The organism is Paenibacillus sp. FSL P4-0081, from assembly GCF_000758565.1.
Lineage (GTDB): Bacteria > Bacillota > Bacilli > Paenibacillales > Paenibacillaceae > Paenibacillus_AQ > Paenibacillus_AQ phytohabitans.
Genome location: NZ_CP009280.1, coordinates 2,323,451 through 2,336,417, shown reverse-complemented (window position 1 = coordinate 2,336,417; position 12,967 = coordinate 2,323,451). Strand labels below are relative to the sequence as shown.

Genomic DNA, 12,967 nt, shown 5'->3' with positions numbered 1-12,967 from the left:
CCTCACGGGAAGGGGGGAAGCGCGCTTCAGGGTAAGCTCCGGGAAGAAGGCTGCTTCCTACAGGTTCGTCGCCAGCCCCAGACCGGCCGGCTGCTCCCGGCGGAAGCGGATACGGATCAGCCGCAGACGCTCATAGTACATATCGAGGCCTTCTGCGGGGGAGAAATCCTCGCCATAGGCCTTATAGAGGACGGGCTTCAGGAAGGTATCACCGATCAGCTCATAGGCTGTCCATATATTGTTCTGTTCCTGGGAAGTAACTTCACTGAGTTCAAGAGCAATGAGCTTCTCGACGGAATAACCGTCCTTCTCCAGTTCCTCCACAGCTTCAAGAACTTCACGGCGGGAGACCCCGCTGAGCCCCTTAAGCTGCTCCATTCCCTGCCCTTCTTCAATCCCCTGAAGCAGTACACGCCGCAGTCTCAGCCGCTCCAGCTGCTTCTTGTATTTCAGTTCCTTCTGTTTGTACAGCCAGGAAACAAAGCTCTCTTCGTCGATCGAATCACTTACCCAGCCCAGCGGATATTGATGCTCACGCTGCACACCGGAGGTAATACTGAGCCAGTCGGCGCCATATTGCGAGGCTTTACCTTCACCTACGCCGGGAATCTGCAGCAGCTCTTCCGCCGTATGGGGCAGAAATGCACTGATCATCCGCAGCAGACGGTTGCTGGCCAGGATGTAAGGTGCCTTGCGTTCGCTGGAAGCCTTCCCCCTGCGCCAGGAGCACAGCTCCTCATATACGGTTTCATTGGCGTACTGCTCACTGTAATACTGCAGCTTAAGCTGCTCCTGACCTCGGCTGTTAAGATGCTCATCTTCATGAAATACACCATCAATCAGGGGGCGGTAACCGTCTCCCATCTTCATTGCAAGCTCATGCCGGTACACACACAGCATTTCATTCCATGAACCGCCTTCATACCATAAGCTGTCACCCATTTCCTGTTCTCCTGAGAAGTCGCGCCAGCCCAGGCGCCACACCCCCTCCTCCTCTCCAATCCACAATTGGGCAAATACCTCCTGATCCACACCTGACATTCTGGACAAACGGTTCATAAATACGATCTGCATATGAATCCCTACCTTCATCGTCTTACAGTATGCATGAGCTTTGTGCGGACCGGATTACCTGCCCCCGCCGATACCGTTTCAGCGGGAAAGATAAGGAACATTTATTGCACGGAGCCTATAAATTCTTATCTTTGCACAAAAAAAAGCACCTCTCCCACGAAAATCCGTGAAAGAGGTGCTTCCTCTTAAATGCTATACTGTTAAAACCTAGGATACCACATATTGCGAAACAGTCAATGCCTTTTTATAGGATATTCTACTGTCCGTCAAGCGCCAGCTTCGCAAGGCCAAGCGCACCGGAGAGTCCAGCATTATCCCCGAGCTGAGGAGGGACAATATAGCTGCCGATGGCTTCATTCAGCGCCGGATGCTGCACATATCCGCCAAGCAATTCCTGCAGCTTGGTATGGACCAGCGGGAAGAGCTGGCTCTGCTTCATCACGCCGCCGCCCATCACGATTCTCTGCGGCGATAGGATCAGCACATAGTTCATCAGGGCGTGGGCCAGATAGTGGGCCTCCATCGCCCAGGCCGGATGATCCGATGGCAGCTCGCCCGCAGGCTTGCCCCAGCGCTTGCCGATAGCCGGACCTGCCGCCAGGCCTTCCAGGCAATCGCCATGATAAGGGCAGAAGCCTTCATAGTGATCTTCCGGATGGCGGCGGACCAGAATATGTCCCATCTCAGGGTGGGACAGCCCATGGATCAGCTTCCCGCCGACCACTGCACCGGCGCCGATGCCGGTGCCTACTGTGATATAGAGGCAGCTATCCAGCCCTTGGGCTGCTCCCCAAGTGTACTCGCCCAGGGCGGCTCCGTTCACATCTGTATCGAAACCTACCGGAACATCAAGCTGCTCCGTCACGGCTCCAACGAGATTATATCCACCCCAGTGGGGTTTCGGTGTGGTTGTAATATATCCGTAAGTAGGGCTGCCGATCACCGGGTCAATCGGTCCGAATGAACCGATGCCAATGGACTCCACCTCTTTAGCGGAGAAGTAATCTAATACCAGCCCCATCGTTTCTTGAGGGGTTGTGGTCGGAAAGCTCACCCGGTCGATAATCGTCCCGTCCTCATTCCCGATTCCGCATACAAACTTTGTTCCTCCTGCTTCAATCGCTCCCAACAATTTCACTGCAGCGTGCTCCCTTCTCCATTACCATCATTAAGTGATTGCTTCCAGACTTTGAAATTCAGCAGCATATAATCCAATCTATCCCCTGATAAAAAATAAGCCGGTAACCTGCCAGCAGGGTAATAAAGCGCTCTCTTGATCCTATTATACGAGGCTTACAGATGTATGACAAGCGGTTGACACACTGTATGCCGTTAAAAAAGATTATACAATTTGAGCCCTTTGTGGTCACTGCATAACCAATCAAAGACGGCTGTGGCCAGAATTTATTCTGATCCATCCCCCCGATTAGTGGATTGAAGGGAAACAATAGACAGAGGAGCCGAATGTATGCGAAAAACCGAATACATTGCGTCATCGTCAAGCCAAACGGGAGAAATGTATGCGAAAAACCGAGTACATTGCGCCATCGTAAAGCCAAACGGATGGAATGTATGCGAAAAACCGAGTACATTGCGTCATCGTCGATGGCGTAAAATAAGTTGTGTACCAGTATTTGGAGCCTAGTCAGGCAACAAAAAAGTAGGGTATCCTCAGGATTGCGAAACCACCAAGGAGGAACCCTACCAATGACTATTTTACCCGAAAGCTCACTGAATAATCTATTTGAAAAACTTGTTAACGATTTTGTGAAAGACCACTTGGAGTCCATCATGCGTGCAGAAATGCAGGCGTTCATGGCGAGCGAGGAAGCAGGTACACGCAATAGCCGTAACGGATACTACACCCGAAACCTGCACACGAAATACGGCAATCTAGAGGACCTGGAGGTCCCCCGCGACCGCCAAGGATTGTTTCAAACTCAGATGTTTGAGCCGTACCAGCGGCGGGACGGGTGGCTGGAGGAAGCGGTCATCCAGATGTATAAAAGCGGCATGGGGACGCGGGATGTGGCCCGGTTTATTGAAAGTATGTTTGGAAGCCATTACTCTCCAACGACCGTTAGCAACATTACGGCTACCGTCCTGGACGACATCCACCAGTGGCAGAAACGGCCGCTGAGCAAGCGCTACAGCGTGATCTACCTGGATGGGCTGTACGTGAAGCTCAAACGGGGTACGGTCCGTGGCGAGGTGGTTTATTTTGCGATGGGGATTGACGAAGAGGGACAACGTCAAATCCTCGGGTTCTACGTCGGCGGTCAAGAGAGTTCGAACGGCTGGCGCGAGGTGCTGAAAGACCTGTACGACCGTGGAGCGCAGGAGGTGTTGCTCGGTGTGTTTGACGGGCTTCCCGGGCTGGATGCGGCCTTTAAAGAGACGTACCCGCAGGCGGATGTGCAGCACTGTGTGGTGCACAAGGTGCGGGCCACGTTCCCCAAAATCCGGATCGAGCACAAAACCGATGTCCTTGAAGACCTGAAGACCGTGTATACCGCACCGGATGAGGTCGTGGCCCGGGCTAACTTTGATACGGTCAAAGCCAAGTGGAACAAGCTGTATTCGAAAGAAATGAAGTCCTGGGAGGAGCAGTTGTGCACACTCCTGACGTTCTACAAGTACCCGGAGCCCATTCGCAAAGCGATCTATACGTCGAATCCGATTGAGCGAATGAACAAGGAAATCCGCAAACGCCTTAAACCGATGAACAGTTTGACGAATATGGATGCAGCAGAGAAAATCGTGTATCTCGAAATGCTTGACTACAATGAACGTCATGGGCAGCGGGTCGTTCCTGGCTTTGGGATGGAACCCGTCAAAAAGAAGCTAAACGAGTTATTTGAAGCACGCTACCCTTCCTTGCCCACACCCGAAGAAGAATAGCGGATGAATCCAGTTTCTGGGGGTCGGGGTTCCCCCGACCCCCAGAAACACCTGCACCCCCAACCCGTAACCCGGGGAGGTACTTCTACTCTCTTACACAAACTTCTTGACGCTACCTCATCGTCAAGCCAAACGGGGGAAATGTATGCGAAAAACCGAGTACATTGTGCCATCGTAAGCCAAACGGGGGGAATGTATGTGAAAAACCGAGTACATTGCGCCATCGTAAAGCCAAACGGGTAAAATGTATGCGAAAAACCGAGTACATTGTGCCATCGTAAGCCAAACGGGGGGAATGTATGCGAAAAAACTAAGTACATTGCGCCATCGTAAAGCCAACCGGGTGGAATGTATGCCTTGCTTATACTGGTTTTTTAGCATATAAAAAGAAGAACTTCCCAAAATCCCCAAAGATATAGCTTGAAAAACCAACATCCGAGAAAGAAAAGAGGTAATCCCCAGCCATCTATATCTATTAGAGTAGAAGAGATGGGGCTAAAGTTTGAGCCGCTGCTCCGCTTGCTTCTTCTGTTCCCGATAAGTGCGGCAGGCTTCCACCAGCCGCCCGGCGGCCGGGAAATGGGAAGCCAAATGAATATGCGCATAAGCAGCCATAATGTTGCCGCTGATATACCCTTCCGGCTGACTCCCCCCTCTGCCTTTGCTCTCATAGGCATAAATTCTGGCTTCCCCGGGAATGTAGCTCATGCCGGAATAATGGAATTCATGGCCGCGCAGTCGCCCGCCCTGCTTCAGCAGCAGGCAATCGTGAAGGGCTGTCACCTCACGGTACCCGAGCGCGGCGCGGCGTTCCTGCATTACGGTGTGCGCCGGAATGATCCCGGCCATCTCATGCACAGCGCCGGAGCGGTCGGTCAGGCTGCGGGCCAGCACCATGTAGCCGCCGCATTCCGCATACAGCGGCATTCCGTCTGCAGCTGCAGCTCTTACGCCGTCCAGGAAGAGCGAATTCGCTGCAATCACAGCAGCGAATTCTTCCGGAAACCCGCCGCCGATATAGATTCCATCGGCTTCCGGCGGGATTCCCTCTCCGCTCATCGGGCTGAACATAACCAGCCGCGCACCTGCGCGCTCGAGCAGCTCCAGATTGTCGGCGTAATAGAAATTGAACGCCGCATCCCGGGCTATGGCTATAACCGGCTGGACAGGACGGTGTGCCGGCCTGTTCGTATCCGCCGGCATTATCCGTGCTGCCGGTGAAGACAAGGTTGGCCCTGCTGACACAGGCCGCTCCTGTGATGCAGGCTCCATTGCCGGCGTGCTGCCCAAACCCGGAGTCTCAGTCGCCGTAAACCCCGGCATTCCCGGCTCCAGTATACCCGGGCAGCCCTGCGAGGGCCCTTGCGCCTGCAGCGCCGCAACCGGTTCCGGCGGATACTGCAATGCAGGCGCAGCAGCGGCAAGCTCCAGCAGCCGCTCCAGATCGGTGCCTTCCGCCAGCAGGTCGGCGGCATGCTCGAACAAAGGCTCCAGCTCTCCGCGCTCCACAGCGGGAAGCAGACCCAGATGCCGCTCCGGGATATCGAGACCACCGTCGCGCGGCAGCCAGCCGATGACCGGAATGCCGCAGGCCGCTTCAATCGCTGCCCGGACCATCCGGTAATGGCCCTCACTGCCGCAGCGGTTCACTATAACCGCAGCAATCCGCAGCTCCGGCTCCAGCTGCTGAAAGCCGAGCACAATGGCCGCAGCACTGCGTCCCATGCTGCGGACATCGACTACAAGCAGCACCGGACTGTCCGTCAGGATGGCGATTTCTGCCGTTGATCCGGTGAGTGCTGTGTCCTCTTTGCCGTCATACAGCCCCATCACACCTTCGATGACTGACAGATCCACATCCTCCGATACGCGCAGGAAATATTCCTGCAGATAGCTGCTTGAAGTCATCCAGGAGTCCAGGTTGCGGGAAGAACGGCCAGTGACTGCAGTATGATACGCAGGATCGATATAGTCAGGCCCGCATTTGAAGCCCTGTACCTTCAGGCCGCGCCGGGCAAACGCCCGCATCAGTCCCAGCGTGACCGTTGTTTTGCCGGAGCCGCTGCCCGTGCCTGCTACTACAAAGCGCGGGCGTGTCTGCAAGAACGGCTCCCGGTCCTTCATTTCATTCCATGTCTCTCTCACCGCTTCTCCCCCGCTCTAACCGGCATAGACAACCCGCGCCACGGCGATTGTCACATTTCCGCTTTTATGTTTGTGCTGCAGCAGCGCCTGCGCACCTGAAGACAGCAGTGCGGCAGGCTCACAGACCCCGTACGCTCCGGTTGCTCTGAACACTACCTCCGAAGGATTGTCCAGAGTGACGGTGTTCAGCTGGTCCGGTGAGTACAACGCCAGCTCCCAGCCGTATTTGGCACACAGAGCCAGCAGTCCAGCCTCATCTCCCTTTATTCCGGCTGTCGCCACATTCCGCACACTGTAGAGCGATAGCCTGAGCTCTGCCAGCGAATGCAGCACTACAGCTTCAAGCTCCTCCGCAGAGGTTCCGCGGTTACAGCCCAAACCGAGCACCAGACTGCGCGGACGATAGACTACAGCGCATTCAGCAAGCACGGCCTCCTCCGGCTCATCTTCATCCGGCAGCCGGTCACTCACCAGGATCGCTGCACAGAAGCGGAAGCCGCTGCTTCGCAGCTCATCCCTGCTGGCAAATACGCGTACATGCTCCGGCAGCACTGCCCCCGGCGGCAGCCAGTCCGGCTCTCCGCTCTCCTGGACAAAGGCTACCGAGTCCCCGTTGACGAGCGCAGCACTGACACTTTTCATACCGGTAAAGCTGTCTGCGCGCCAGCCGTATTCCCGGCCAAGCAGATCCACAGCGAAGGTGCCCTGCACATCGGAAGCCGTTGTAATTACCGGATGACTGCCGAGCAGCCCGGCGATCTGCAGCGTCAGTCTGTTGGCCCCCCCGAGGTGGCCGGACAGCATGCTGATGACATGCTCCCCGCGCTCATCAATGACGATGACGGCAGGATCGGTTCTTTTGTCCTGCAGCAGCGGAGCAATCAGCCGGACCGCGGCGCCCAGTGAGAAGAACAGAATAACCCCCTCATAATCCCGGAAGATCCGGGGGAGTAAATCTTTTACCGGCCCCTCAAAAAGCGATATCTCCCCAGCCCGCATCTCCAGCCCGCCGCTATACTTGGCATAACAAAAGACCTCCGTCTCCCCGAGCATCGCTCCCAGCTTCAGCGCCAGCCCGATGCCGTTTCGCGTGATCGCGACCGCTGCATACCGCCGCTTACTCACCAGAGCCAATTCCTTCCCGGCAGCCATGGGTAAATGCCTTGTCATAGAGCTTGGAGCGGTGCTGATCGCGGTCTGTCAGCCCGGGGTCCAGCGCCCAGCCGGCCAGGATCATGGCATGCATGGTGATGCCCGCTCCACGCAGATCTGCTTCCAGATTCTGCACCGTTGTCCGCAGAATCTGCTGATCCGGCCAAGTCGCCCGCTTCACTACAGCTACCGGTGTATCCGGGCTCCAGCCGGCAGCCAGGAATTCCCCGGTCACATGCCCGGCCAGGGAGGCACTAAGAAACAGCGCCACTGTACAGTGATGCTCAGCCAGCTTGCGCAGCTGCTCGCGCTCCGGCACCGGTGTGCGTCCTTCCGCACGGGTCAGAATTACCGTCTGTGTCAGATCAGGCACGGTCAGCTCTGCACCAAGCGCCGCAGCGGATGCAAAGACCGAGCTTACACCCGGCACGATTTCATAGCGGACGCCGCATAGCTTCAGCAGTGACATCTGCTCCAGAATCGCGCCGTACATGGACGGGTCGCCCGTGTGGACGCGGGCTACGCTTTTACCAGACTGTACTGCTGCCGCCATCAGCTCCACCTGCTGCTCCAGATCCAGCCCCGAGCTTCGCAGTACCTCTGCACCGGGCTTCGCACTGTGGATCAGCTCCTCACTGACCAGAGAATCGGCATAGAGCACCAGGTCCGCTGAGCGCAGAATCCGGCTGCCTTTTACCGTAATCAGCTCAGGATCGCCGGGTCCGGCACCCACAATGTATACTTTAGGTTCGAGCACGATATCTGTCATTTGCTCACCACCATCAGACTTAAGTACTCCAGCTCCTTGCCCCGCAGATCCCGCGCATCGCGCCATACCGTTTCATAAGGCGAGGTTACCTTGGTAACGACGGATGCTTTGCCGGACAGTCCCAGCTCATCCAGCACATCCAGCACCAGATCCAGCACCTTGGCCACCTTGAGGAATACCACCGTCTCGTGATGCAGCAGCGCTTCCTTCAGTGCCTCACGGTCATCTGTCGCCGGGATGATTCCCACCCGCTGATCTCCGTCCGCCAAGGGCTGCTCCAGGGCAGCAGCCGCACCCAGCACCGAGGAAATCCCCGGTATGGAGACGATCGGTACACCGGGATGCAGCTCCTGCATTAACCGGGCCAGGTGAATAAAGGTGCTGAACAGATTAGGGTCACCCTCCGTCACAAAAGCCACATCCCGGCCCTGCTTCAGCTCACTCCAGCACAGCTCCACAGTGCGGTTCCAGCCGCCTGCCAGCAGCACCGGATCTTTCGTCATCGGGAAGATCAGTCCGAGCATGATTTTCTCATCCGGCTTCACATGCATCTCGATGATTTCGTGGGCGTAGGATTTGCCGCCTTTTTTGGTTGCCGGGTAGGCAATCACCGGACATTCCCGCAGCAGCCGGCAGGCCTTGAGTGTAATCAGCTCCGGATCACCGGGGCCGACACCGACACCGTACAACGTCCCGATCGCCCGGGGAGTCAGCCTTTCCTCCAGCTTCAGCTCTTCCTCATCCATAGCATCATAGAGCGCACTTGCGGCCTGCATCGCCGCTTCTGCCAGCTGCGTTTCAGCGGCAATTCCTTCTCCCTCAGGTGCTTCCTGCCCGTCCACAGCCTGTACTGCCTGCTGACTCGCCTCCGTTACATGGGTCTTCATCGCGTATTCCTCCTTTATTTCTGCTCGCTTCTTGCTTCCTTATATCTGAATATCTAATCTAATCTAATCTGATCTAATCTGTTCTGTTCTGATCAGCCTCAGCTCTTCCGTCCACTAACCACATACACGGGATTCATACCCTCGAACCGGGTCATGCCGAGAATCGGCTTACCGCGTGATGCCTGAAGCATAGTTACCCCGCAATCCAGGCCTGCCTGCTTCAACGCCTCCATGCTTCCATATAGCGTCTCAATGGTGATCGCTCCAACGACAATCCGCCCTTCCGGCCGGAGTCTCGCGGCGCAGAGCGCGATAATATCCGCCAGCTCCCCGCCGCTGCCGCCGATGAACACTCCATCCGGATCCGGCAGACTCTCCAGGCCCTGCGGCGCTTTTTGATGTATGATCTGGAAATCGGCGCGGAACCTCCGGCGGTTCGCTTCCATGTTCGGCAGATTTTCCGCTCCCTTTTCCAGGGCATAGACCTTGCCGAGCCGGGCAATCCGCGCACATTCCGCCGCAACCGCACCGGAGCCGGAGCCGATATCCCATACCACCGCATCCTCGGACAGATTGAGCTCCGACAGGACGAGAGCCCGGACCTCACGTTTCGTGATGAGGCCTTTCTCCGGCTTCCGCTGCTGGAACTGCTCATCCGGATAAGCGAAGCCGCGCCGCAAAGTTGAGCCGGTTCCCGGCTTTCTGCGCAGGATAACTACATTCAGCGCCGCAAATTCACTGGTCTCCATCTCATCCAGCGTCCAGAAGCGGCAGATTTCTTCCGCTCCCCCCAGCCGTTCGCACACAAACGCTTCATATTCCATCATCCCGAACTCACGCAAATAAGCGGCAATCACCGCAGGCGTATTACTCTCGTCCGTTAGCAGAGCCACCTTGTGCTTGCCGTCTATGCGCTGGGCCAGTCCCTGGATGGGGCGCCCGTGCAGACTGATCAGCTCGGCATCCTGCCAGCTGTCCCCCAGCCGGGCAAACGCGAGTTGCACACTGCTATAGTGCGGAATAACCTCAACATGCTCCGGCCCGAACTTGCGGACAAGATACCCCGCGATGCCAAAAAAGAGCGGGTCCCCCGAGGCCAGAACCACGGTCCGCCGCTCCCTCCACAATCCCTCCAGCTTATCTGTAAAGGGCTTCAGCCCGCCTTGCAGAATGATTTTCTCACCGGTATATCCGCCAAAAAAATTCAATTGCCGTTCTCCGCCGAGCAGCACCTCACTGTTATTCACTTTGCTTAAGCTATCCGGTGTCAGGCCGCCGGCGCCATCCTCACCGATACCGATAACATAGATCAGGTTACCCACAGATTTCCGCCCTTCCTAGCACTCGGCCCTTCATCGTCATTAATACCATTTCCACAGCCATGCCCCCGTTCATAGCTTTCAGACTTTGTTCACAGGCATGCCGGCACAGGCTCTCAAAAAAAGCGGAATTCCCCGCCTCGGTCATCATATCCACCACCTGCGAGGCAGTATTGGCGGCGGCAATCTCCTGCACCTGCTTGTCATCTGCCCCGGCCTCCGCCGCCACGGCTGCCAGAAATCCGAAGTCAACAGGTGCGTTCTTCGAGTGGATCAGCATGGCACCTTGAGCGACCTTGGAGAATTTACCGGCCATGCCCACAAAGGTAACTTTCTTGATCCCATAGGCCTTGGCATGCTCCAAAGAGAAGCCTACATACTCCCCCATTTGGATAAAAGCTTCCTCCGGAAGCCCGGCAAACATCGCCATCGCATATTTCTCACTGCTGCCGCCGGTGGTCAGAATAATCTGCCCGTTCCCCGTCGCGGCCGCAACCGAAATCGCCTGGACCACACTCGCCTTGTAGGCTTCGGTGGAGAACGGGGTAACCACGCCCCGCGTGCCGAGGATAGAAATGCCGCCGATGATGCCGAGCCGCGGGTTCAGCGTTCTTAGGGCAATCGCTTCGCCTTCCGGCACGCTGATGACCACCCGCATCCCCCGCGCCGCGCCATGCTCCTCCAGCACACCGGACACCGCCTCCAGTATCATCCGCCGCGGCACCGGATTAATCGCCGCTGCTCCGACGGGCACCGGCAGCCCAGGCTTCGTCACCCGGCCGACGCCACGGCCGCCGTCGATCTCCACACCGGGGTGATCCAGCCAGCTCACCGCTGCTTCAATCCAGGCCTGATGCGTCGCATCCGGATCATCTCCGGCATCCTTGACCGTGGCACAGATTGCCGAGTCCGCTCCTTCGCACTGCCAGCCTGTAAGTTCAAAGGAATGCCGGAAGCCCGCCGGGAGATCAATATCCACAGCGGGAAGCCTGTCGCCTGTAATCAGCAGCAGTGCCGCACCCTTGGCTGCGGCGGCGGCACAAGCACCTGTGGTGTAGCCCCTGCGCAGAGGGGCAGCAGGAGTTGAGGAGGCAGGAGCAGCGGAAGGTGACGATGACAGACCGCCTGGTTCCGCACCTCCTGAGTCACCGCCGGACTCCGCAGCTGTGTCCGTCCCTGCCAGCCGGGATAGGGCAGGAGATGTTGGCTGTGCTTGCGGTCGCTGCTGAGGTTGCGGTTGCAATTGCGGTTGCAGTTGCAGTTGCAGTTGCAGTTGCGATTGCAGCTGAGGTTGCGATTGCAGCTGGGGTTGCGGTTCAGCTCCTGCAAGGGTACGGCAGTATTCTTCAATATTTTCCGATTCTCGTTTTTCTGCATACTTTGCATCATGCTCATGCCCGCGATTCGCTGCGGACTCTGCATCATGCTCATGCCCGCGATTCGCTGCGTACTCCGCATCATGCTCAGGCTCGCGATTCGCTGCGTACTCCGCATTCTTCTCAGACGCCCGCTTTGCAGTGTACTCTGCCGCGGACTCATTATCATGCTTCACCTCCGTTTCCTCCTATTCTGATCTGCCCGGTTGTCTGCTGTTTCCTCGCTCATGGCAATCCCTCTTTGTGATGATATGCAACCTATTTGGAGCATCGTAGATATATTTAGACACGCCAACAATTAAATAAGCGAGTTCAATCAACAATGCAGTCATTGATGTATTCAGTTCCAAGTGAAAATTCCATAATAGTTGTATAATGTGCAATTAAAATCAGCGAAAAGGTAGGCTAGCATCTTATAACTGTACTCTGTACAACTAAATCTGCCCAAATGGGTGAGAACAAGCAAAAAACAGTAGTTTAATTGTACGAAATACAGCTAAACGGATAATTGGTTGTAAATCAGACGTTTTAGTTGTACAAAGTGCAGTTAAGCATACCTCATAAGCCTAGACATATGGATTAGAACTTGTTCATATCCTGTTCAAAACCCGCTCAGACCCAACCTTATAGAGTTTTGGCCCAGCGCTAACGCAGATCCCGCTTATACCTGACGCAGACCTAATTTAATTCGCCCGCAGCCCGGCGGACCGCCAGCAGACTCAGTGCGTTGACCGCTGCAACGACGATTGTGCTTCCGCCTTTGCGGCCGATATTCGTGATGTAAGGAATGTCGAGCTTGCGCAGCTCATCCTTGGATTCCGCTGCCGAGACGAATCCGACCGGCATGCCGATGACAAGACCCGGCTGCGCTGTGCCTTCTTTTACCAGACGAATCAGTTCCAGCAGGGCAGTCGGCGCGTTGCCGATCACATAGATCCCTCCCGGAGCCTGTGCACAAGCTTTGCGCGTAGCCATAATGGCCCGTGTAGTCCCGAGCGCCTTCGCTTCTTCCATCACATCCGGATCAGAAATATGAACCCTGACTTCCCCGCCGTACCGCTGAATCCGCTCCTTGGCAATGCCCGCCTCCACCATCCGCACATCGGCAATAATCGGCTTGCCCTGCAGAATGGCGCTGATCCCCGCCTCAATCGCCCGCGGGTGAAAAACAAGACTGCGCCCCAGCTCAAAATCGGCAGAAGCATGAATGATCCGCTGTACTATTTTGTACTCCAGCCTGCTAAAGGAATGTTCACCAATCTCTTCAGTAATCATCTGAAAACTCAGACCTTCTATTTCCTGCGGCTGTACTGTCACCGGCTTGAAATCCGTACCAAAATCCAC

At 56.2% G+C, this 12,967-nt stretch carries 10 protein-coding genes; 1 reads left to right on the top strand and 9 read right to left on the bottom strand.

What is annotated here, in order from left to right; genetic code table 11:
• Positions 1-57: 57 nt before the first annotated feature.
• The gene (locus tag P40081_RS09890) at positions 58-1,074 is read right to left on the bottom strand and encodes an HRDC domain-containing protein (RefSeq protein WP_042135132.1); all 1,017 of its coding nucleotides are present in this window, start codon (positions 1,072-1,074) and stop codon (positions 58-60) included.
• Between the two features lie 256 nt (positions 1,075-1,330).
• Entirely contained in the window at positions 1,331-2,212 is an 882-nt protein-coding gene (locus tag P40081_RS09885) for an ROK family protein (RefSeq protein ID WP_042135130.1), read from the bottom strand.
• A 569-nt stretch (positions 2,213-2,781) separates the two neighbouring features.
• On the opposite strand from P40081_RS09885, the gene P40081_RS09880 reads away from it, so the two are divergent.
• Positions 2,782-3,975 (top strand): IS256 family transposase, encoded by a 1,194-nt coding sequence (locus P40081_RS09880; protein WP_042133759.1) that lies wholly within the window; start codon positions 2,782-2,784, stop codon positions 3,973-3,975.
• 495 nt (positions 3,976-4,470) lie between these two features.
• On the opposite strand, the gene P40081_RS09875 is transcribed toward P40081_RS09880, so the two are convergent.
• The 7 genes from P40081_RS09875 to P40081_RS09845 form a co-directional block, all read right to left on the bottom strand.
• Complete coding sequence (locus P40081_RS09875; protein ID WP_052422178.1) at positions 4,471-6,099, bottom strand: cobyrinic acid a,c-diamide synthase CobB; 1,629 nt, start codon at positions 6,097-6,099, stop codon at positions 4,471-4,473.
• Between the two features lie 36 nt (positions 6,100-6,135).
• Entirely contained in the window at positions 6,136-7,272 is a 1,137-nt protein-coding gene (locus P40081_RS09870) for a cobalt-precorrin 5A hydrolase (protein ID WP_042135127.1), read from the bottom strand.
• Complete coding sequence (cobM, locus tag P40081_RS09865) at positions 7,238-8,032, bottom strand: precorrin-4 C(11)-methyltransferase (protein ID WP_042140914.1); 795 nt, start codon at positions 8,030-8,032, stop codon at positions 7,238-7,240. The genes P40081_RS09870 and cobM overlap by 35 nt, the downstream gene beginning before the upstream one ends.
• Positions 8,033-8,037: 5 nt before the next feature.
• Positions 8,038-8,787 carry a precorrin-2 C(20)-methyltransferase gene (gene cobI / locus P40081_RS09860; RefSeq protein WP_042140913.1) on the bottom strand — a complete coding sequence of 250 codons (750 nt, stop codon included), beginning with the start codon at positions 8,785-8,787 and terminating at the stop codon, positions 8,038-8,040.
• Positions 8,788-9,026: 239 nt separating this feature from the next.
• Entirely contained in the window at positions 9,027-10,250 is a 1,224-nt protein-coding gene (locus tag P40081_RS09855; protein WP_042135125.1) for a bifunctional cobalt-precorrin-7 (C(5))-methyltransferase/cobalt-precorrin-6B (C(15))-methyltransferase, read from the bottom strand.
• Positions 10,243-11,367, bottom strand: coding sequence for a cobalt-precorrin-5B (C(1))-methyltransferase (locus tag P40081_RS09850; RefSeq protein ID WP_042140912.1), 1,125 nt, complete (start codon positions 11,365-11,367; stop codon positions 10,243-10,245). Before P40081_RS09850 ends, P40081_RS09855 begins: the two co-directional genes overlap by 8 nt.
• 934 nt (positions 11,368-12,301) lie before the next feature.
• Positions 12,302-12,967, bottom strand: a complete 666-nt coding sequence (locus P40081_RS09845; RefSeq protein ID WP_042135123.1) for a precorrin-8X methylmutase — start codon at positions 12,965-12,967, stop codon at positions 12,302-12,304.

Excerpts from the sequence above, each read along its gene's own strand:
- P40081_RS09890 (WP_042135132.1), bottom strand. The coding sequence starts at position 1,074 with ATGCAGATCGTATTTATGAACCGTTTGTCCAGAATGTCAGGTGTGGAT.
- P40081_RS09880 (WP_042133759.1), top strand. The coding sequence starts at position 2,782 with ATGACTATTTTACCCGAAAGCTCACTGAATAATCTATTTGAAAAACTT.
- P40081_RS09875 (WP_052422178.1), bottom strand. The coding sequence starts at position 6,099 with ATGAAGGACCGGGAGCCGTTCTTGCAGACACGCCCGCGCTTTGTAGTA.
- P40081_RS09870 (WP_042135127.1), bottom strand. The coding sequence starts at position 7,272 with ATGGCTGCCGGGAAGGAATTGGCTCTGGTGAGTAAGCGGCGGTATGCA.
- cobI (WP_042140913.1), bottom strand. The coding sequence starts at position 8,787 with ATGGATGAGGAAGAGCTGAAGCTGGAGGAAAGGCTGACTCCCCGGGCG.